A 20,636-nucleotide genomic window follows, 5' to 3' on the forward strand; every position below is an offset into this window, starting at 1 on the left:
CTGCAAGTCCGTGTAGTTTAGTGGATACTTACAATTGCTGGAACTCGCGTGGTGCGAGTCGCGGCAACGATCGCACCGCCTCCCGGGTGCGCGGTTTCCCGAAGTGAAGCCCGCAGCTTTTTTGCCAACCGACGAGCTTCAACGGGTGAGCGAACCAGCGCGAAGCACGCCGAACCACTGCCTGTCAATTGACACGTTCTGCAGCCCGCCCGCCACACCGATTCTATGATTTCGTCAATTTGCGGTGCAAGTATTCTGGCAGGATGGGATAATCGATTCATCATCGACTCTTCAATGGCTTCATGATTCGCATTGGCAAGCGACAAAACAAGATCCGCTGCGTTGCGGGGATCCGCGGGAACTTGGGAAGCTGCGTAAACTTTTGCGGTTGAAAGACTGACACTTGGGTAGATGACCACGAAATCCAGTCGTCCACCCATGGCCACCGGCGCGAGGTTTTCACCTCGCCCCGTGGCTCGGATCGCTGACATCGGCTCGCTGCCGAGTCCCAAGAAAAACGGCACGTCACTACCAATTTCCGCTGCGACCTCGATCAATGCTGGGTGTCGCGGCGAAACTGAGATCAGTTTTGCGGCGCATGCGATTGCGGACGCAGCATCACTGCTGGCGCCGCCCATGCCAGCGCCGGCGGGAATGGTCTTCAACAGTTTGCAATCGAAACCCGTTTCAAGTTCAAAGACTTCGGCGACCCGCATCAGGGCTCGCGTGACAAGGTTCGTTTTGTCGGTTGGAATCGACAACATCGATGCTTCGCGCTGAGGATCGTTTTCGATTTGCAACCGTTGAGCGACGATTTCACGTGATGGCAGCCAATCGAGCGACAATCGAACCCCTGGATCCACTGATCTTGTAACCTGCAGTTGGTCACACCAATCGATCGGAACCATCACGGTGTCAATGTTGTGAAAACCATCGTCGCGGCGATTGACTAATTCTAAAAACAGATTCAGTTTCGCTGGCGCGCGAGTCCGAGCAATCGCATCGATCGGCAATAGTTGGGGCGATCCGTTGGTTGATATAACTGGCGATTCACGGGGGCGGGTGTCGTCGATCATGCGGCTTGCCAAGCAGCGGGGTCGCTGCTCCGGTGCAGTTGGCTGTTTTCGATCGCAATCATCGTGATCCCAGCAGCCCGCGCATCGGCGATCGTCTTTTCGCGTTCGACAACAATTGTTTTATCTGCTTCGATCACGATCGCAGTGCCGCCCGCTGCGCGAACTTTTTCGATCGTTTGCGGGCCGATCGTTGGCACGTCGAAACGCATGTCTTGATTGGGTTTGCTGACTTTTACCAGTGTCCATCCGCCCTTTCGGCACAGTTTCCCAGTGCGTTCGATGCAGGCATCGGTGCCTTCGATGGCTTCGACCGCGATGACGGTTCCGTCTTTGATCGTGATCGTTTGTCCGATGTCCATGCCGCCCATTTGTTTGGCGACTGCCCAGCCCGCGTCGATATCGTTTTGCAGTTGAGCGCTGGGGGCTTTGCCCGTCAATATTCCGCTTTTCACTAGAAGCTCCGGTGCAAAATCAGTGGCGGCGCAGATCTCGATGCCGCTTCGAATGTAAGTCTTGGTGACGGCCAGCAGCAAACTGTCGTCCCGGGCGTCACGTTTGCGACCAAGCAGCGCTGGGCCAAAGGTTCGCAGGCAGGTGAGGTCGGGGAAGTGTTGCAACCAGATCGAACCGCTGTAAAGCAGGTCGGCTTTGAACAGTTTACCCGCCATCGTGACGTGCCGAATGCCGCTGCGGCGGAAATATCGCAGGTGTTTGCCAACCTTGCCCACGCCCGACCATAAGACGTCGTCGCAGATAGATTCAAGCGCCGTGCTGGCGTGACCCTTGATAGCGATGCAGGAAACCGAGTGGCCGCTGCGGACCAGTGCCAGGGCGACTTCGACGGGAAAGTTGCCCCAGCCCGCGACGATACCGATCGGCGGAAGTGAAGATTCAGATGGCTGGAGGGTCATGATATCGCTTGATCGCATCGGATTGTTTCCGTATCGGTCACTTATGCGGCGTTTCGATTCGGTTCGGCATCACCACCAGCTTTCGATTCGCCGGATTTTGATTGTTCGATGCTTGCAATCAGAGCGTCAAAGTCACGCCGCAGTTTCTTGACTTCGCGTCGCATCTCGGGAAGCTTGCGTTCAACCGCCATGATTTGCATCTGTTCGCGCTGAGGCGTCGCAGGCGATCCAAGGTAAACTTGGTTGCCCGGACAATCGTCCATCACACCAGCTTGGGCGCCGACGATCGCGTGATCGCCCAGCGAGATGTGATCTTTCAGTCCAACTTGGCCCGCCAGGATGACGTAGTCGCCGGTTCGTGAACTGCCAGCGATCCCCACTTGGCTGCACAGCAGATTGTGGCGTCCGATTTGACAGTTGTGGGCGATCATGACTTGGTTGTCGATTTTGGTGCCTTCGCCGATTCGTGTTGCGCCGTACGTACCACGGTCGATCGTGACACTGGCGCCAATTTCGACGTCCGATTCGATCGCGACATAGCCGAGCTGGGCGGTTGGAACGTGGCGGCCATTTTGCTGGCGATAGCCAAAACCATGGGCGCCAATCACCGTGCCTGCGTGGATGACGACTCGGTCGCCCAGCGAGGTGTATTCGTAGAGTGTGACGTTCGCATACAGGACACAGTCTTCACCGATCGTGCAGCGTGGCATCACCACGACGCCCGGCGCGATTCGCGTGCGAGCACCAATCGAAGCGCCCGCACCGATGATTGCGCTAGGGTGAATCGATGCCGTCGGATCAATTTGGGCCGTCGGGTCGATTCGGTCGGCCAACATCGACTGATCGACTGGCGGCCGATAATGGGCCACGACGGTCGCGAAAGCAGTATGAGGGTTATCGACGACGATTTGAGCACACGGGAAGTTGTCGGCTTCCGTGGACGTCATGATCGCGATCACGCCCGAATCCGCGATCAAGCCTGCAACCGTTTCGGCCCGTTTGGGATCGTCTAGCATCGTGATTTCACCCGTCCCGGCTTGGTCGGGCGGATTGGTGCCGACGCAGATGGCGTCTAGATTGGATGAGTCGCAGACGAGGCGACCGTCCACCATCGCGGCGATTTGTTCTAGCTGCATCGTATTCCCCGCGGGCGGCTGTGTCTGGATCGCTGTATTCAGATTGCTGTATTTTGAATCGGCACTTCGAACCTTCGTATACAAACAAGGTGCGGGTCGCATCAAGGTTGAAAGTCATGCGTTTCACGATTTCAGTTTTGGCAGACCGGCCAAGTCGACCGAGAGTTGTGGCGACCGAGAGTGGTTAAGCACAGCTGGCTCGATCGATCGGTGCGTTGTTTCATTTCATTCAGGTCCGTGGTTATGTTGGAATCGATCGTTGTTCCCGCCAACTTGTTGACTTTTCCGTTGTCGCCGGATGCGGTGCGGTTGCTTCGCGATGCGGACGAACGAATTTCGGACTTCACGCGTCGCCAGCGGCCCTGGGTCGAGAATTTTGCAGTTTGCGACTTTCGGCTCGTGGATGCGGCGCTGGCGTGGATCGGCGAGGCTGACTTAGCACGCGGAGAGCGGTTTTGCGAATGGGGCAGCGGATTTGGGGTAGTTGCGATGCTGGCGGCTTTGCGTGGCTGGGATTCGTTTGGCATTGAAGTCGAGCCGGTCCTGGTCGACGAGGCTCAGTCGTTGGCCGAAGATCACGAAATCGAAGTCATCTTTGCCGCCGGCAGTTTCATTCCCGAAGGCGGTGAAGATTCATTGCAGATCGTTGACGATATTTCGCACATCGACATGGATTGCCCGAGCGGATACGACGATCTTGATGCGGACGTGGCTGACTTTGATTTGTTTTTCGCCTTTCCATGGCCAGGCGAACATGCTTACTGGGAAGCGGTCTTCGATCGCTATGCGGCGGAGGGTGCGTTGTTGTTGACGTACCACGGAATCGAAAGTCGTGAAGTCGACAGCTTGAAATTGCAACGTAAGGTTGGACAAATTGACCGGATTGATGAAACGAATTGATGCATTGGCGTCGAAGCTGGACGAACTAAACGTTGACGCGATGCTGGTGTCGGACGAGCAAAACGTTCGTTACTTGTCCGGCTTCACTGGCGACAGTTCGTCGCTGTTGGTGACAAGCAGCGAAACGATCGTGCTGAGCGACGGTCGTTACGAGACACAGCTTGCCGATGAGTGCCCGTCGCTATCCACCGTGATCCGTCCACCAGAACAAACTTTGGCGGAATTGACGGCCGAGGTCTTGGCGTCTTCATCGCACAAGCGTGTCGGTATCGAGGCCAACGCGTGGCCGCTTGCAGCGTTTCGAAAGCTTTGCGATACCTGCCAATCTGTTCAGTGGGTCGAGACGACGTCGGTGGTCGAAAACCAACGGATGATCAAGGACGCCGACGAGATCGAGACGACCCGCACGGCCGTTCAGATTGCTCAGCGGGCCTACCAGTCGCTGTTGCCGATGCTGTCGGGGCGTTGGACCGAGTGTGAGGTCGCCCATGAACTAGAAGCGAAGATGCGATTCTTGGGCGCCGAAGGATGCAGTTTCTCGCCCATCGTGGCGGCCGGTCCGGGCGGTGCGCTGCCGCACTATCATCCGACCGATCGGCGACTGGGCGACGACGCGACGCTCTTGATTGATTGGGGAGCCAAGTATCGAGGATACGCCAGCGATTTGACTCGGACGATTCACCGCCCGCACGCCAGCGATCGGTTTCGTCGGGCTTACGAAGCGGTATTGGAGGCTCAGTTGGCATCGATTGACGCGATTGGTCCCGGCGTGAAAGCTGCCGCTATTGATGCGATCGCGCGAGAAGTCCTGAGTCGTCACGGCATGGCCGAAGCGTTCAAGCACGGACTAGGACATGGCACAGGGCTGCAAATCCACGAATCGCCGCGAATGTCAGCCAGCAGCACCGAAACGCTGGAAGCCGGTATGATTATCACCGTAGAGCCCGGTGTTTATTTTGCGGGAGAGTTCGGAATTCGCATCGAAGACGACATTTTGGTGACTGAGTCGGGGCACGAGGTGCTCAGCGACCTGCCAAAGGGCCTCGAAGAGTCCGCCTGGTTGCTGTAAAACTTGCTTCGAAGAACCGTTCACGATCTCCACCAGGGGTCAGTCCAATCAATCCAAATCAACCCGACCGCGAGTCAAGCATGAGCAAAGGCGGAAAGCCAAAGGATGTATTCGACGTCGAACGCATCCGTCAGATCATTGAATTGATGGAAGAACACGACTTGTCGGAAGTCGATCTGCAGCAAGGCGACGAGAAAATCAAGCTTGGCCGTGGCTCGACGGCACCCGTCTACGCTGCTCAGCCGATGGCGGCGGCACCTGCGGCTGCGGCTCCTGCCGGTGGTAGCGGCGAAGCCAACGAAAATGCGGGCACGATCACGATCAACGCTCCGATGGTTGGCACCTTTTACAGTAAGGCCAACCCTGAATCGCCTGCGTTTGTCAAAGTCGGCGACCGCGTTGGCCCCGATACGGTGGTCTGTATCGTTGAAGCCATGAAGGTTTTCAATGAGATCCCGGCTGAGTGCAGCGGAACGATCGTGGCCATTTTGGCGACCGATCAAAAGCCCGTTGATTTTGGAATGCCAATGTTCCGCGTGAAGCCGGACGCCTAAACCTTGTTTCAAAAAATTCTGATCGCCAATCGTGGCGAAATTGCGTTGCGAATCATCCGTGCTTGTCGTGAGATGGGCATTGGGTCGGTGGCCGTTTACAGCCAAGCCGATGCCGATTCGATGCACGTTCGACTAGCCGACGAAGCGTATTGCATCGGCCCGGCTCGCAGCAGCGACAGCTACTTGAAGATTGATCAAATCATTGCCGCGGCGGAAGTCTCAGGTGCTGATGCAATCCACCCGGGCTATGGCTTCTTGGCCGAGAACGCCCACTTCAACGAAGTTTGTCGATCCAGCGGTTTTGAATTCATCGGTCCCAGTCCGACCGCGATGGAAAAACTTGGCGATAAGAATACCGCACGTTCGATGGCGATCGCCAGCAAGGTGCCGGTTGTTCCTGGTAGCGACGGCCTGATCGAAGACGGTGCCAAGGCGCTCGAGATCGCCAAGAAAATTGGTTTTCCCGTGCTGATCAAAGCTACTGCCGGTGGCGGCGGCAAAGGCATGCGAGTGGCCGAGACCGAAGACACATTGGTGAAAGCGGTCGAGCAAGCACGCACCGAAGCTCAAGCAGCGTTCGGCAATGGCGGCGTTTATTTAGAACGATATGTCGGTTGCCCTCGGCACATCGAAGTTCAAGTCATCGCTGACTCGCACGGCAATGTTTGCCACCTGTTTGAACGCGACTGCAGTGTCCAGCGCCGTCATCAAAAACTCATCGAAGAAGCGCCCAGTCCAAACCTGCCCGAAGCACGCCGTCAAGAAATTTGTGACGCTGCTGTTCGCATGATCCGCGGTGCCGATTACAGCAACGCGGGTACGGTCGAGTTCATCGTTGATCAAGACGACAATTTCTACTTCATCGAAGTCAATGCGCGGATCCAAGTCGAGCACCCGGTATCGGAAATGATCACCGGCGTCGATTTGATCAAGGAACAGATTCGCGTTGCGGCAGGCGAGCCCTTGTCGTTCAAGCAAGAAGACTTGGTCGTGACCGGTCACGCGCTAGAGTGCCGCATCAATGCGGAAAATCCAGACAAGAATTTTCAGCCGAACCCGGGAAAGATCACGTCGATGTTCGCGCCAGGCGGATTGGGCGTGCGTTTTGATTCGCACGTCTACAGTGGATACAGCGTGCCGCCGCACTATGATTCGATGATCGGCAAACTGATCATCCATCGGCCGACCCGCGAGGAAGCGATTGCAACGATGCGACGCGCACTGGCTGAGTTGCAAGTCGAGGGGATCAGCACGACCGCTTCGTTCCATGACAAGGTTTTGCAGCATCCCGAGTTTGTCGCGGGGACGCACGATACGAAATTTGTCGAGCGTGAGTTTTTAAGCTAAGTCCCGAATCAGGTCAGCGAACTAGGTCACTGTGTTTCCGTCCCCAGATCCATTCACGATCTTGCTCGCGATGGTGCCCTTGATCGGGTATTTGTTGCTGATCAGTTTCGTCCGGCTATCCGGGCGAGGGATGGTCACGACTGGTGCTCGTGATATTGCGGCGCTTGCCATTGCAATCGCTGGGATGTTGGCCGTCGGGCCAGCCGAGTTGTTTTTTCCAGCCACGGCGGCGACCGTCTTTGGCCCGATCGTTTGGTTGGCTCTGATTGCGTTTTACACGTTGGTTGTCGCGTTGATCGCGCTGACCAGCACACCCAAGTTGGTCGTCATAGGACGATCGCCGGACCAAGTCTACGCGCCCCTGCTGCGTGCGGCGACGCGAATGGACGAGGCTGCCATTGGTGATGCAAATTTGATGCAAATCCGGATGCCAACGCTTGGTGTTCAGCTTCGTGTTGATGGTCCGCGTGGCATCGATCACTCGCGAGTGCTTTCGTTCGAGCCGATCGGATCGCCGATGTTTTGGCAGTCGCTGTTGGGTAATTTACGTCACGAGGTTCGCCAGGAACCCGTGCCGATCCCTCGCCGCGGCTTTGCGATGTTGGCGTTCGCAGCAATGTTTGCCTGCGTTTTGTTGTGGCAGGGCATAGGGAATCAAGAATTGGTGGTCGAGGGCTTCCGCGAATGGCTCTGGCGATAGAGAATTTCGCCCGCTCGATTCATCTTCTTCCTTCGTCGGATACCCTGCGATGCTCGCAAAAGACATTAAGACCGGAACGGTTGTCGTTCACGATGGCAATCCAGTGATCATTCAAGGCATTCATGTCCAGTCGCCTTCGGCTCGGGGCGCGGCGACGCTATATAAATTCCGTGCTCGCAATGTTTTGACCAAGAACAAGATCGACATCACGTTCAAGGGGACGGACAATCTAACCGAAGCGGACTTTTCGCGACGTGACGTGCAAGTGACCTACACGGACACGACGCACATTCATTTGATGGATAAAGAAGACTTTCAGGACTACGACCTGTTGCTCGAAGAAGTCGAAAACGAGCTGCCGTTCATGGCCGAAGGCTTGGAAGGGATCCGGGCGCTGATTTATAACGACGCATGCGTTGGTATCGAATTGCCAGCGACGGTCGAGTTGACGATCACTCAGTGCGATCCCGGCGTCAAAGGCAACTCGGCGACTTCGCGAAACAAACCGGCCACGATGGAAACTGGATTGATTGTCCAAGTGCCTGAGCACATCAAAGAAGGCGAACGATTGAAAATAGATACGCGAACAGGGCTGTTTCTGTCTCGCGCGTAGTCCTGCCGCATGTTCAGAATGTTGCTATCGCGGAACTTCGTTCACACTCAGTTCAGCCCACAGCGGGAATTCGGTTGCGATTCCTGCTAGCGGCATTGTTTCCAATTGCCCCGATTTGCCGCCGTATTCAGATGTGAATCGTGGGTCAAGCAAGATATGCTGGCTGGTTCCTTCGCCGCCGGCGATCGATTGGATACCGGCGATTTGTCCGAGCTCGCCTAGTCGCAAGCGTTCGACGCCAAGATTGCCAACCAAGATGCAGTCTTCCTCCCCCGTCGTTTCGTAGCCGTAGTTGCGAACGCTCGTGAAGACATCATCGAGCACCGCAATGTCGCCTGCTGGATTGATGTTGCTTGGTGGCATCGCATAGGCGTTGATAAGCGTGAATCTTAGTGGACTGCGGCCATCGGTCAAACCGACCCGAGACTCGAAGGATCCGTACATCGGTTCGAACAGCATTCGATCGGATCGGTCCTCAACCACACCGATCGAACCGGGCGGCGAGATGATGCGAGTGTCGTCCCAAATCATTGCATAGGCTTGGAAGTGGCCCGCTCGGCCGACTGGGTTGCTGACATTGGCGACGTAATTAGCGCCTGATCGCCGGAGGCTTTCGACGGCCAACCGTATGGGGCTCGAATCAGCCGGGTCGATACCTTGCAAAGCAAGTACATCAAATTGCGAAATGATGTTAGCGAGCGCAGCAACTTGGGGCGGCGTGACCTGGGACGCATTGGCAAAGCCGTCTAGGCACAGGGTTCCAATACGAATTGTGTCTGCTGATTTTTCAAGCGGCTTATCCAGCGAAACTGGTGTCGACGTGATGAGTGAGCCTTCGGTGTCGTTGCCAAAGCGATCGAGAGCGGAAAGGTTAATCTGGCCGGAAAGCACCATTCCGCAGATCACAAAGAATGCCACCACAGTCGTGACGGGACCGATCCAACGCAGCAACGGCACGTCCAGATTGACGCTGGTTTCGCGGCTACGGCGAGTGCGACGGCTGTTGCCGAAAATGTTGATCATTTCGACTCCGCTTGAAGGCTTCGAGTGTTCCATCGCTGTTTGGTGTCAGCTAGCAAAACTCAACAAGAGTTTCTTTGTGCCCAAGATCGCCAGGAAATTCCTGGAGTTGTTCGCTGTGAATTTTTCCGACAGTGCGAGTCGCGGATGAGCGTTAGGCCGCTTCGCCTATCATTTCCAGTGCCTCTTCGACCAACCGTTGCAGTCGCGGTGGCGCGTCTTCGGCGGTTCGGCGCAAGGTGATCGCAGCCGATGCTGCCGATGGTCCGATCTGGCTGAGAGCCCATGCGGAGCGTTCGCGTGCAGGCAGGTACATCGAATCGCCGAGACAGATTTCCAGCGAGTCGACTGCCAACTTGGTCCGTGGACCAACGTTCGGACCCAGGCGGCCAAGCATCGTCGCTGCCCAATAGCAGGTCTCGCCTTCATCAATGCAAGCTAGCAGGTCGGAAATCGCTTCGACTTCGTCTGGGGTGGGAGTGATCGATGATTCGAGTGCCGCCGTTGCCCATTTTCGCACCTCAACATTCTGGCTGTTTGCCAATTTAATCACTGCGGCAGTGCAACCGCGGATGTCGGCCGACTCGGCCATTTGTCTCAAAATACTGCCCTGGTCCTTGGTTTCAGCGGCTAACTTTTCTGACCAAAGGATCGATTCGGCGGTCATAAGGTGTTCTCTATTGCTTTTTCTCGCACTCGGACGAGTGCGGGTGGTAGGGCGATTGCATTATCGTGCTAACACGAATCGCTGGTGACGACTACAATCGAATGGAGTTAGTGGTACCGAAAACGAAGCGTTTCCTACAAGAGCTTTTTGATGCAGCCGACAAACGATTTTGCGATCATTCCCGATCGAGCCTCGATTGGATCGGTAGAACGAGAAATCCGTTTTTTTCCGACCCATAACGATGCACCTCGGGTACTTAGTGCTAGCGATATCGAAGCTTGGAACCGCGACGGATATTTAGGGCCGTTGGAAGTCTATGAAGCCGCTGAGATCGCTGAGATTCGCACTTATTTCGACCAACTACTGGCTCAGGCGATTTCCGAAGGTCGCGACAGCTACTCGATCAGCAGTGCCCATCTGAAGCACGGCGGAGTCTGGGATATGCTGACCAATCCCAGGATCGTTGGATACGTCAGCGACTTGCTGGGGCAAGACGTGGTTGGTTGGGGAGCACACTTTTTCTGCAAAATGCCTGGTGACGGCAAGAGCGTCGACTGGCACCAAGATTGCAGCTATTGGCCGCTGACACCGACCAAAGCCGTCACCGTTTGGCTTGCCATTGACGATTCGACGCTCGAAAACGGTTGTATGGAAGTCTACAACGGGTCCCATCAGTTCGGATTGATCGATTTTGAAACCAGCGACTCCGAAGCTGGAAACGTGTTGGATCAGTCCGTTAAACATCCAGAAAAGTACGGTACCCTGCAGCAGACGCCAATTCGTGCTGGACAGATTTCGATCCACAGCGATTTGCTCGTTCACGGTTCGGCACCGAATCGAAGCAAAAACCGGCGATGTGGTCTGACCTTACGTTATTGTCCCGCCGATGTGACGGCTTATTTAGGATGGAACGCGAAAGGTGTCGTCGTTCGCGGAGCGGCAGATGCATTGGATTGGCCCGGGGCGCCGCGCCCGATGGCTGATTAGTCGATAATCATTTCAACCATTTATTTGAATTTATAATAGGCAGTGAAGATGAGTTTGATTTCCCACTACGAAGGCGCCAGTTGTGCAATCTCGTTCGAACTTTTTCCACCCAAAACCGAAGAGGGGATGGAAGCAATGGCCGACAATGTGCGGCGGTTGTGCGAGTTCAACCCGAGCTACTTTACCTGCACCTACGGGGCGGGCGGTTCAACTCGTGGCACCACGTTGTCGGTGCTAAAGAAAGTTCGCGAAATCACAAACTTACCCGTCGCTTCTCACCTGACTTGTGTCGGATCGACGGTCGCTGAATTGGATTCATACTTGAACGAAGCCACCGAGCAGGGTGTCGACTACATCGTTGCTCTTCGTGGCGATCCGCCAAAAGGCACCGACAAGTTCGTTCCTGTCGAAGGCGGTTTGCGATACGCCAACGAGTTGGTCGAGGTCATCAACGCTAAGTTCTCTAAGTTGGGGATCGCCGTTGCTGGCTACCCCGAAGTTCACCAAGAGTCGCCGGATGCCAAAACCGATTTGGAAAACTTAAAGCGCAAAGTCGACGCCGGCGCCGACATCATCATCACGCAGTTGTTCTACGATAATATCGACTATTTCCGATTTCGTGATCGTTGCGTGGCGGCGGGGATTAACGTGCCGATCGTTCCGGGGATCTTGCCGGTCACGAATTTCAAGCAAGCTCAACGGATCGCGGCGATGTGCAAAGCCAGCATCCCTTACGAACTTGAACAATCAATGAACAGTCACGATGATGCCGGTGACCAGTTCCGCATTGGCGTTGACCATGCTCGCAAGCAAACCATCAACTTGATGGAGCATGGCGTGCCCGGCATCCACTACTACGTGCTGAACAAGAGCGACGCAGCAACCGCATTGTTGGATGGCCTACAGATGGTCAGTTAGACCGCAGGCCTATCCCGAATCAATCAAGTTCATGCGTCCACCAATCTTTGACAGCGGACGATTCGCAAACTGCCAGTCACGCTAGCCAGAGCTTTCTCGTTGCCGTGACGCGGCTCTGTGCCTATGCCTGGGGTTCAGTCATGGTCCAAGGGTCGAGAGCTTCCTTGAGAGTTTCCTCCGGCAGGATGCCTTTATCGCGGCATAGTTCGCGGATGGTTTGTCCTGACGCGAATGCTTCCTTCGCTAGCTTGGCCGCTTGGTCGTAGCCAATCAACGCATTCAAGCTGGTGCACATCGACAGGCTTTTTTCGACTGACGCTTCGCATGCTTCTTCGTTGGCTTCCAACCCGTCCAAGCAGAATTCGACGAAAGCTTCGGTGCCTTGCGAAAGTAAATGGACGGATTCAAGGATCGTGTCCGCCATCACTGGCATCATGATGTTTAATTGGAAGTTACCGCCGCTCGCCCCGCTAACAGTAATGCAGGTGTCATTGCCCATCACGCGTGCGGCCAACTGCATCATCGATTCGCACATGACCGGATTCACTTTGCCCGGCATGATGGAACTGCCCGGTTGTCGCGACGGCAGGATGACTTCGAAGAATCCACAGCGCGGACCGCTGCCCAGCCAACGAATGTTGTTCGCCACGTTGAATAGTGTTTGTGCGATGCACTTCAGCTCGCCATGCGAGTGGACCACTGCATCGCGTTGGGCATTGGCTTCGAAGTGGTTGGCGGCTTCGACGAAAGCGATTCCGGTTTTTTCAGCCAGAACCGAGGCAACGCGAGATCCGAATTCGGGATGTGTGTTGATTCCGCTGCCGACGGCTGTGCCGCCAACGGGCAGTTCTAGGACTGCGTCCCGAGCAGCTTCGGCGCGTGCGATCGACAATTCAAGCTGTCGGGCAAAGCCGCCAAACTCTTGTCCCAATCGCAGCGGCGTCGCGTCCATCAAGTGAGTCCGGCCGATCTTGATGATCTTGTCCCACTTTTTTGCTTTGTCTGCCAGCGCGGCATGCATGCGACGAAGCGCCGGAAGCAGTTTGGTTTCGATTTGGATGGCCGCCGCGACATGGATCGCGGTTGGGAACGTATCGTTTGTGCTCTGCCCCATGTTCACGTGGTCGTTGGGGTGGATCGGTTTTTCAGTTGCCAGTCGATCGCCACCAACGATCTCGATCGCACGATTGCTGATCACTTCGTTGATGTTCATATTGCTGCTTGTGCCACTTCCGGTCTGAAAGACGTCGATTGGAAACTGGTCGCTTAACTTGCCGTCGGCGATTTCCATGGCCGCTTGCAACATGGCGTCGACTTGGCCATCGAGCATTGGATTCTTGCCAGAACCGGTTAGTTTGCCTAAATCTCGGTTGGCGACGCCGCAGGCGTATTTGACCAATCCCATTGCCGAAACCATCGCCGGTGGAAGTCGCCATCCACTGATCGGGAAGTTCTCAACCGCTCGCTGGGTCTGGGCCCCGTAAAAAGCGTCTGCAGGAACGCGAACTTCGCCCATCGAATCGCGTTCAGTTCGGAAATCAGTCATGGCTCAGGGGGCTCTGGTTTCAAGTGGGAAAGCGGGATGTTCTGTCGTCACAAATTGCGAGTCCGCGACACTGGGCATGATACGTTGATTGCGACTTTGCTGGGAGACGGCTCCGTTTGGCGAGTTTTTCAGCAGCGATTTTGGCTTTATCTGCCTAGCAAGTCGTCGTCACAATTCGGACGATCGTTAAACCCGTAATCTCGCAGGCACGGCTCTACTGGTTCCGCTTTCGAGCGATGGATTCAACCAAAGCTCTCCCTTGTTACCGGGCTAACTTTTCAAGTGCTTCATCCCCTGTTTGGTTTCTACCGAATCACACTGCATCGACGTGTGCGTCAAACCGCTGCCCTGCACTCCTGTTCAAGAATAAGTCATGTCCAATTCTGGTGACCTAACCGCCGTCTCAGCTTCGCGCGTTCAAGCCTGCGACGTCGTTGCGGGTGAAGAGGTGGACCAATTGTCGGAAGCTCTGGCGATGAAATTCGAAGAATTGGCTTTGATTCATCAGCTCAGCGAAAAGCTAAAACTCGAAGAAGATCCTGGGGTCTTGTGCGACTCGTTGCTGGAGCAACTGTCGCCTTGTGTCTCGGCAACGGCTCTAGTCATCGATTTGAATAGTGATGAAGAGAATGGAATCAATGCCGAGCATTTCATTGTGGGTGATGGGTACGGCATCGAGCTTGTGCGGGCAATCGCCAAGGAAGCCTTTGCCTCACGCGGAAGCCTGACGCACGACGCCATCGTCGACAATCACATCGTGCTGGATGCTCAGCAGTTTCGGGATGATTTGATCGGCGACCAGTCCTCCAATTCGTTTGAAACGTTGCCGAGCAGTTTGATTCACCGCGTTGTGGTGGTACCAATCCAGCAGCAGTCGCAAGTCTTGGGCAATATGATTGCGATTCGCGAATCTTGCGATGATGAATTTGGCACTGTTGAAGCTGATCTGATGAAATCAACGTCAATGTTGATGGGCGTGCACTTGGTAAATCAGCGTCAATATCACGCAATGCAGCAATTATTCGAGGGCATGATTGGATCACTCGCGTCGGCGCTCGATGCGAAAGACAAGTACACATCGGGGCACAGCAGTCGAGTTGCCGATTTGTCGGTCGAACTTGCCAAGCGATTGAATTTTGATGAGGCGGGGATTCGCCGAATTCGGATGGCGGGGATTCTGCATGACATCGGGAAGATTGGGGTCAAGGATTCAGTACTGTGCAAGCCAGGGAAACTCACCGACGACGAATTCGAACAGATCAAGCAGCATCCGGTTTTGGGTTTTGAGATTCTGCGAGGCATTCGACCGTTCAGAATGATTCTGCCCGCAGTTCGGCATCACCACGAATCGTGGGATGGGGCCGGCTACCCAGACGGTTTGAAAGGCGAAGCAATTCCTCGCGACGCCCAAGTGCTGGCCGTTGCCGATGCGTTTGACGCTATGACGAGCGATCGGCCCTATCGAGCAGGAATGCCGCTTGAACGTGTGATCGAGATCTTTCGGGCAGGAAGGGGCGTCCAATGGGCTGCCGACGTCGTCGACGTGCTATTGGCCTGTCCCGATGTGATGCAGGTGTATTCCAATCACAATTAGCAGACGCCATACTTGAAGGCCCTCACCACTCGATTCGGAGTAGCCTCGTGATGCGTCTTGTTCCTGTTTGCTCGGTCTTTGTCGCCGTCGCCGTCTCGTTGATTTCTAGCGCTAGTGAGCCGGTTGAGCTTTTTCAAGAAATCAAGTTGGGCAATCCGTTTGGCATCGAAATCAACGGTGACCAGATTTGGGTTACTACGGTTGACGACCAATGTGTGTATCGAGGAATGCTCGATTCGCCGTCGCTCGTCCGTGTCGCGGGAAACGGAAAACTTGGCTATAGCGGCGACGGTGGTCCAGCAACCGACGCGACCATGAATTGGCCGCACGAAGTTCGGCGTGATGAAGCGGGAAACCTGTTCATTGCCGATACTCGGAATCATGTGATCCGGCGAGTTGACGCCGAAACGTTGGTGATCACAACGGTCGCCGGCGATGGCGTTGCTGGATTTGCTGGCGATGGAATGTCAAAAACAAAGGTTCGCTTCAATCAACCTCACAGTGTGGTGCTTGACGGCGAAGGCGGCTTGCTTGTGGCCGATACGGTCAACCATCGGCTCCGACGCATCGATTTGCAAACCGGCATTGTCGACACGATTAGTGGCAATGGAAAGAAAATGCTGCCGACTGACGGTGCTCTGGCAGTTGAGTCGCCACTGCACGGTCCTCGTTCCTTGGCGGTGGATAAAGCGTCAATTTGGATCGCACTTCGTGAAGGCAACAGCGTTTGGCGGATCGATCGCGAAGCAGGGACGATTCACCATGTCGCAGGAACCGGAAAAAAAGGCTACAGCGGTGACGGTGGGGCATCTAAGGATGCGACCTTTAGTGGTCCGAAAGGCTTGGCAATCGATGGTGCAGGTCGGTTGTTGGTTGTCGATACCGAAAACCATGCGGTCCGGCGAATTGACCTTACTGGCGGAAACATCGAAACAGTGTTGGGCGGCAACAATGTCTCGGCCGGCACCAAGCTAAAGCGACCGCACGGCATCAACGTCACCGGCGAAACCGGCTTTGTCGTGGCTGACTCGGAAAACAATCGAGTCCTTCGCGGCGAGTGAAAAACATCGCTGCGGATGCGCATCGCTCGTCCGCTGGACAGGGTTTGGAATGGGTTTGATTTGCAATCGCCTACGTTTTCGGGATGTTGCGCGCGATAAGAGTCAGTGCGTCTTGCCATGCTTGGTGGTTTGCAAACATCTCGGACTTCAAATGCAACCACTGTGAATCATCTGTGCGTCCAAGCGTGATGTGATGATCAGTCTGTTGGATGATTTCGTAACCCTTCCACTTGACTGATTCATTGACGACATCCAAGTCAGTCACGATGCTTTCGGATGATAGGTGACCAGCGAGATGATGCAGCAGTCGGGGACGTCGTTTGTGATGGGAACGGTACTTCAAGAACCAGAAAATGCCCACAACCGCGTATCCGATCACGATGACCTTTACCGTATCAGAAGACGGCCACACCATTCGGATCATTTCGTAAACGAGTCCACCGATCGAAACGATGAGCGAGATTCGAATTGCATGAGCGCGCCACGGACGACCTCGGCGAAATTTCCGAGAATCTACGTTCATGCGATCCTGAGTGGTCAAAGGTCCGGAAAAGGACACCGCGTCAGCGGGTAGTGGAACAGTCCGCGCGCGATTCGGGCTGCGCATCGTGGACCGGACCTTGATCCAACGATCGCCCGTTCCATCTTTCGCATAGCAGCTTTGCCAGAGCAAAATCGTTTTTTCTAGTTGGTGCCATCCGTCCAAGTGTTTCAACATAGACGGGTTGAACATTACTGTCTTGTAGTTGGGCATCGCCAATCGAACGACAACCAGTTCCGGAACGGCAATGCACTCTAGCAATCCATTCCAGCGAAAAGTCGTGGTCGCATTGTCGCTATGCAGGGTTAGTCCGTGGCGGTGGAATTGGCCACGGATGGGGGCTTGCCAATTTGGTTGGTTGTTTCGGAATACCGATCGGCGATACGCCGGCGTTGAGACCGTGATCAGAATTCCGAGCAGCAACGACGCGTACAAGCCGATCGGAATCCACTGGTTGCCGCCAATTCCGATGGTGACCAGCATGAACAGGGCTAAGGACACGATCATTGCGATGGGAAAGACATATCCGATGTCGCCGTCTTTTTTCAAGAACCGTCGCAAGTCGTCAGCATCCGCAGCACCGGAAAAGTCGATTGGTTTATCACCGAGCAGTTCGTCTAGCGACGAACTGAAAGCCGCGGAATCAGTGTCCCCACGCCTCTCTAATGGGTTGCTGGCTGCGGGCGGCTGATAGGGATTGATTGGCATTGAGTCATCTTACCACCCGCTAGGTAGCCTCCAAGTCACCGTAGTCGGATCGACTAGGCCCGGTGTAATCCGAATGACCCCTACGCGCATCAGAAATGCTGCGACCGCAGTCGCAAATCATCGTCTTATTGAAATTGGAAATGGTTCGGTGCGACTTGTAGGTAAGACTCGTCGATAGTTAGCAATGAACACAACTGAGATATCACGAGTGTTCAAGGCGTGTCGCCATCAGGTGATCGGGCCGTGAACTAAATTGAATTCAAACCTTCGCCCACGTCTGGGATGAGTTCGAGTTGATGTTCACACAATTCCGGTTGCATCCTAAGCGACTCTGCCTCGCTGAACCTTCCCAAAAAAATACTCCATGGAGATAACACGATGCGTCGTGCTTTTGTACCTGCTTTGCTTGCGGTCGCTTTGGTCGCTTGTAGCTCGGTCAACGCCAGTGCGTTTGGCCTCTTTGACAAACTTTGTGGCAACAGCTGTGATAGCTGCTGCGACGTTGAACCTGCTTGCGGTTGTGAAATCGCTGCTCCAGCTTGTGGTTGCGAAGTTCTCGATCCTTGCTGTGACACCGGATGCGCACCAAAGATGGGCCTGCTGAAGAAATTGTTCAGCAAGCACAACGGTTGCGGATGCGACAGCGGCTGCGCTGTCGAGCCAGCTTGCGGTTGTGAAGTTGCAGCTCCTTGCGGATGTGCAGCACCGACTTGCGGTTGCGAGATTGTTGATCCTTGCTGTGACTCGCGTCCAGCTTGTGGAACGAAGATCAAGAGCTTGTTCTCGCGAATTTTCCACCGCAGCAGCAGCTGCTGTGACAGCGGTTGCTCGATCGAGCCAGCTTGTGGTTGCGAAATTGCAGCTCCTTGCGGTTGCTCGGCTGAGCCAGCCTGTGGTGCAGAACCAAGCTGTGGCTGTGGCTTCTAGTTTGATTGGTTCAAGGCTGACGCCGAATTGAGTTGCTGAAAGCGACAGTCACGAGCCATCAAAATCAAAATCAGAGATCCTCGGTACCGGAAACGTTGCCGAGGATTTTTTATGGACTGGCGTCGACTTCAGCGTCAACTTTGATGACTTGGTTGATGGTCATCTTCAATCCGACTTTCCCATACAGTCGATTGAACTGATCAATGAAGTCGTTTGACCGCACCGTTGGCAGCCGAACCGGACCAGTGCTACGGTCCTGATGTTGCAGTACCGCGTCACAAGCTCCCCCGCTGCGATTGCTGCTGCTGATCGAGTTGCTGCCAATCGGTTGCTTGGTCAAGTGGACTCACCTCGGTAGGCGACCGATGGATGAGGGAACCCGAGTACCTTGTCGACGCGGTTGTAGGGTGGTTTGCCCGACAAGTAGCGACGCAAGTTCAAGCAAGCCAAATCGGTGGTGTCGTCGACTCGCCGCGCCGATTGCGCACCCACGTGCGGCGTGATGATCACTCGCGGGTCGTCCCAAAGTGCACTGGAGGGGGCAAGCGGTTCGACTTCGGTCACATCCAATCCGGCGCCCGCCAAATGGCCTGAAGCAAGCGCGTCGGTAAGCGCCGATTCGACGACGACGGATCCGCGAGCGACGTTGATAAAGTAACTGCCCTTTTGCATTCTGGAAAAACGATCGGCATCGAATAGTCCAAGCGTCGCCGAGTACAGCGGCAACGCCAGGATCACGATCTCACTTTGCTGAAGCAGTCGATCGAGCTGATCGGCGGGCCAGAGCTGGTCGACTTCGGGCGGTTGGTCGACGGGGTAGTAATCGGTCGCGATGATTCGAACATCCCATGGGGCCAGCATCTTGGCCAACATCCGGCCGTTGCCTCCCATGCCAACGATTCCTACGGTTTTTCCCCGTAGGTCATCCGTTGGCAGACGAACGAACTCGCGTTTGGCTTCGGCTTGAAAGAACAGTGGCAGCCGACGCAAAACGCCCAACAGCAAAGCAAACGTTTGTTCGGCAACCTGTGGGGCGAACAGTCCCGATGCACTGCTGACCACGATGTCAGAATCGATCACACCGGGCACCAAACAGTGGTCGAGACCGGCAGCCGACGACTGTATCCAGCGGAGTTTGCCGGCCGCCAAGACTCGGTCCCAGTCGACTGGAACCTTTGCGTGACCAATAAAGATGTCTGCGGTTGGCAACAGTTCATCGACTCGCTCTTGCCCGGCGTCAACGATTTCAGCTTCGGGAGCCGCCGCCTGGATCTGAGCGATGTGCTTTTCGTTGACGGGGTAACAAAGAACGATACGCATGGCGGCCGTCCGCTAAACTGGAAGGAGGACAAATGGAAACGGATTGCAACGAGTTTTCAATGTGAACACTGTAACTTGCTGCTTACTAATCGCGAAGGCAGTCATGGCCGAGCTTGGTTCTAAGGGAGCGTTTGATGGTCACTATACCAATGAGAATGGCATTATGAAGTGTTTATCAATTGTCATCGTCACGATCATCGTTGGCGTCGCGTTGGCTGCTCCGCTGCCGGCTCAGACGTTCGAATTCTCTGCAGACGATATCGTGGCAGCCATTGGCGTGGCCAGCGATGGCTACAGCACAGACGAAATTTTGATTCGCGACGAATTGCGAAGTCGGTTTGTGGATCATCTTTCGGCGAGTCTTGGTCGCCCGCTCGCACGTGACGAGGAACGCGGTGCTGTGCTCGAAATGTTGAAACTGCGGAAAGCTGGCAAGTTAAATTCGTTCGCGACTCGTCGCGGACGACCCGTGAACGATTCAGTCGCACCGATCGCCGAAATAGCCGCCCGAGTCGTGGGCGATCGGCATCGCGTAAGTACGGATACGTTGCTGGCTGATCCGACACTGCGTGAAGAATTGCAATCCGAAGCGGAATTGCTTCGGCCCGGAATCGATGCCTATGCCGTGCGTAAATCCGTTCTAGGACTTCGCAAAAAACGTGCTTTGAAGCCTGAGTTGGTTCTGCAAGTTGCCGATTGGGATCGGACGATCGAAACACAAACGATCGAACAACTGCGAGATCGGCTTGATGGAGCTAGTGTCTCTACGGGACCGGGAGTCTATCTGTTTCGCAGCGGCGACGGATATCTGTATGTCGGTGAGGCATCAAATTTGTCGGCGCGGTTGACCGAACATTTGGGCGGCAGTGATCGGATTTCATTGGCCGAATATCTGGCCGGCGAAAACGCAGCAGGCGTTTCGGTCGAAATGCACATCTTTCCTGCCGACTCGCCTGTGAAACGAGTCACGGTACGACGAGCGTATGAAAGCGAATTGATTCGCAGTCGCGATCCGAAATTCAACGTGCGACCGTAAACAAC

Annotated in this window: 20 protein-coding genes; 11 read left to right on the forward strand and 9 right to left on the reverse strand. The window is 55.1% G+C overall.

What is annotated here, in order from left to right:
- Positions 1 to 17: 17 nt before the first annotated feature.
- Genes ispE through lpxD form a run of 3 tightly spaced genes read right to left on the reverse strand, consistent with a single transcriptional unit; the run spans position 18 to position 3,225 of the window.
- The gene (gene ispE, locus Poly59_RS12785) at positions 18 to 1,076 is read right to left on the reverse strand and encodes a 4-(cytidine 5'-diphospho)-2-C-methyl-D-erythritol kinase (protein WP_146534530.1); all 1,059 of its coding nucleotides are present in this window, start codon (positions 1,074 to 1,076) and stop codon (positions 18 to 20) included.
- The gene (locus Poly59_RS12790) at positions 1,073 to 2,005 is read right to left on the reverse strand and encodes an LpxI family protein (protein WP_146534531.1); all 933 of its coding nucleotides are present in this window, start codon (positions 2,003 to 2,005) and stop codon (positions 1,073 to 1,075) included. Before Poly59_RS12790 ends, ispE begins: the two co-directional genes overlap by 4 nt.
- Before the next feature lie 23 nt (positions 2,006 to 2,028).
- Complete coding sequence (lpxD, locus tag Poly59_RS12795) at positions 2,029 to 3,225, reverse strand: UDP-3-O-(3-hydroxymyristoyl)glucosamine N-acyltransferase (protein ID WP_146534532.1); 1,197 nt, start codon at positions 3,223 to 3,225, stop codon at positions 2,029 to 2,031.
- A 141-nt stretch (positions 3,226 to 3,366) separates the two neighbouring features.
- Between lpxD and Poly59_RS12800 the strand changes: the two genes are divergently transcribed.
- The 6 genes from Poly59_RS12800 to Poly59_RS12825 all read left to right on the forward strand — a co-directional run bounded on the left by Poly59_RS12800 (position 3,367) and on the right by Poly59_RS12825 (position 8,306).
- The gene (locus Poly59_RS12800) at positions 3,367 to 4,023 is read left to right on the forward strand and encodes a methyltransferase domain-containing protein (protein WP_146534533.1); all 657 of its coding nucleotides are present in this window, start codon (positions 3,367 to 3,369) and stop codon (positions 4,021 to 4,023) included.
- On the forward strand, positions 4,010 to 5,092 hold the full coding sequence (locus Poly59_RS12805) for a M24 family metallopeptidase (protein ID WP_315852587.1): 1,083 nt from the start codon (positions 4,010 to 4,012) through the stop codon (positions 5,090 to 5,092). The genes Poly59_RS12800 and Poly59_RS12805 overlap by 14 nt, the downstream gene beginning before the upstream one ends.
- 80 nt (positions 5,093 to 5,172) lie before the next feature.
- Positions 5,173 to 5,646 (forward strand): acetyl-CoA carboxylase biotin carboxyl carrier protein, encoded by a 474-nt coding sequence (accB, locus tag Poly59_RS12810; protein ID WP_146534535.1) that lies wholly within the window; start codon positions 5,173 to 5,175, stop codon positions 5,644 to 5,646.
- Positions 5,647 to 5,649: 3 nt separating this feature from the next.
- Complete coding sequence (gene accC / locus Poly59_RS12815; RefSeq protein WP_146534536.1) at positions 5,650 to 6,993, forward strand: acetyl-CoA carboxylase biotin carboxylase subunit; 1,344 nt, start codon at positions 5,650 to 5,652, stop codon at positions 6,991 to 6,993.
- 31 nt (positions 6,994 to 7,024) lie between these two features.
- The gene (locus Poly59_RS12820) at positions 7,025 to 7,693 is read left to right on the forward strand and encodes a hypothetical protein (RefSeq protein WP_146534537.1); all 669 of its coding nucleotides are present in this window, start codon (positions 7,025 to 7,027) and stop codon (positions 7,691 to 7,693) included.
- Positions 7,694 to 7,742: 49 nt separating this feature from the next.
- Entirely contained in the window at positions 7,743 to 8,306 is a 564-nt protein-coding gene (locus Poly59_RS12825; RefSeq protein ID WP_146534538.1) for an elongation factor P, read from the forward strand.
- Positions 8,307 to 8,330: 24 nt separating this feature from the next.
- On the opposite strand, the gene Poly59_RS12830 is transcribed toward Poly59_RS12825, so the two are convergent.
- Both Poly59_RS12830 and Poly59_RS12835 read right to left on the reverse strand, forming a co-directional pair.
- Positions 8,331 to 9,329 carry an exonuclease/endonuclease/phosphatase family protein gene (locus tag Poly59_RS12830; protein ID WP_146534539.1) on the reverse strand — a complete coding sequence of 333 codons (999 nt, stop codon included), beginning with the start codon at positions 9,327 to 9,329 and terminating at the stop codon, positions 8,331 to 8,333.
- A gap of 151 nt (positions 9,330 to 9,480) precedes the next feature.
- Entirely contained in the window at positions 9,481 to 9,993 is a 513-nt protein-coding gene (locus Poly59_RS12835) for a hypothetical protein (protein WP_146534540.1), read from the reverse strand.
- Between the two features lie 150 nt (positions 9,994 to 10,143).
- On the opposite strand from Poly59_RS12835, the gene Poly59_RS12840 reads away from it, so the two are divergent.
- Both Poly59_RS12840 and metF read left to right on the forward strand, forming a co-directional pair.
- The gene (locus tag Poly59_RS12840) at positions 10,144 to 10,980 is read left to right on the forward strand and encodes a phytanoyl-CoA dioxygenase family protein (RefSeq protein ID WP_146534541.1); all 837 of its coding nucleotides are present in this window, start codon (positions 10,144 to 10,146) and stop codon (positions 10,978 to 10,980) included.
- Between the two features lie 48 nt (positions 10,981 to 11,028).
- Complete coding sequence (metF, locus tag Poly59_RS12845) at positions 11,029 to 11,898, forward strand: methylenetetrahydrofolate reductase [NAD(P)H] (RefSeq protein WP_146534542.1); 870 nt, start codon at positions 11,029 to 11,031, stop codon at positions 11,896 to 11,898.
- Between the two features lie 121 nt (positions 11,899 to 12,019).
- Here the strand turns inward: metF and Poly59_RS12850 are convergent, their stop codons facing one another.
- Complete coding sequence (locus tag Poly59_RS12850; protein WP_146534543.1) at positions 12,020 to 13,444, reverse strand: class II fumarate hydratase; 1,425 nt, start codon at positions 13,442 to 13,444, stop codon at positions 12,020 to 12,022.
- 373 nt (positions 13,445 to 13,817) lie between these two features.
- On the opposite strand from Poly59_RS12850, the gene Poly59_RS12855 reads away from it, so the two are divergent.
- Together Poly59_RS12855 and Poly59_RS12860 are read left to right on the forward strand one after the other, a co-directional pair.
- A complete protein-coding gene (locus Poly59_RS12855; RefSeq protein WP_146534544.1) occupies positions 13,818 to 15,038 on the forward strand; it encodes an HD-GYP domain-containing protein in 1,221 nt (406 codons plus the stop codon).
- A 50-nt stretch (positions 15,039 to 15,088) separates the two neighbouring features.
- A complete protein-coding gene (locus tag Poly59_RS12860; RefSeq protein ID WP_246151720.1) occupies positions 15,089 to 16,099 on the forward strand; it encodes an NHL domain-containing protein in 1,011 nt (336 codons plus the stop codon).
- Positions 16,100 to 16,169: 70 nt separating this feature from the next.
- Here the strand turns inward: Poly59_RS12860 and Poly59_RS12865 are convergent, their stop codons facing one another.
- The 3 genes from Poly59_RS12865 to Poly59_RS12880 all read right to left on the reverse strand — a co-directional run bounded on the left by Poly59_RS12865 (position 16,170) and on the right by Poly59_RS12880 (position 19,595).
- Positions 16,170 to 17,348, reverse strand: a complete 1,179-nt coding sequence (locus tag Poly59_RS12865; RefSeq protein ID WP_146534546.1) for a hypothetical protein — start codon at positions 17,346 to 17,348, stop codon at positions 16,170 to 16,172.
- A 1,036-nt stretch (positions 17,349 to 18,384) separates the two neighbouring features.
- A complete protein-coding gene (locus Poly59_RS12875) occupies positions 18,385 to 18,615 on the reverse strand; it encodes a hypothetical protein (protein ID WP_146534548.1) in 231 nt (76 codons plus the stop codon).
- A complete protein-coding gene (locus Poly59_RS12880; RefSeq protein WP_146534549.1) occupies positions 18,612 to 19,595 on the reverse strand; it encodes a D-2-hydroxyacid dehydrogenase in 984 nt (327 codons plus the stop codon). Before Poly59_RS12880 ends, Poly59_RS12875 begins: the two co-directional genes overlap by 4 nt.
- Positions 19,596 to 19,758: 163 nt before the next feature.
- Between Poly59_RS12880 and Poly59_RS12885 the strand changes: the two genes are divergently transcribed.
- Positions 19,759 to 20,631 (forward strand): GIY-YIG nuclease family protein, encoded by an 873-nt coding sequence (locus tag Poly59_RS12885; RefSeq protein WP_146534550.1) that lies wholly within the window; start codon positions 19,759 to 19,761, stop codon positions 20,629 to 20,631.
- Positions 20,632 to 20,636 lie beyond the last annotated feature (5 nt).

The sequence above is a fragment of the Rubripirellula reticaptiva genome, from assembly GCF_007860175.1.
Classification (GTDB): domain Bacteria; phylum Planctomycetota; class Planctomycetia; order Pirellulales; family Pirellulaceae; genus Rubripirellula; species Rubripirellula reticaptiva.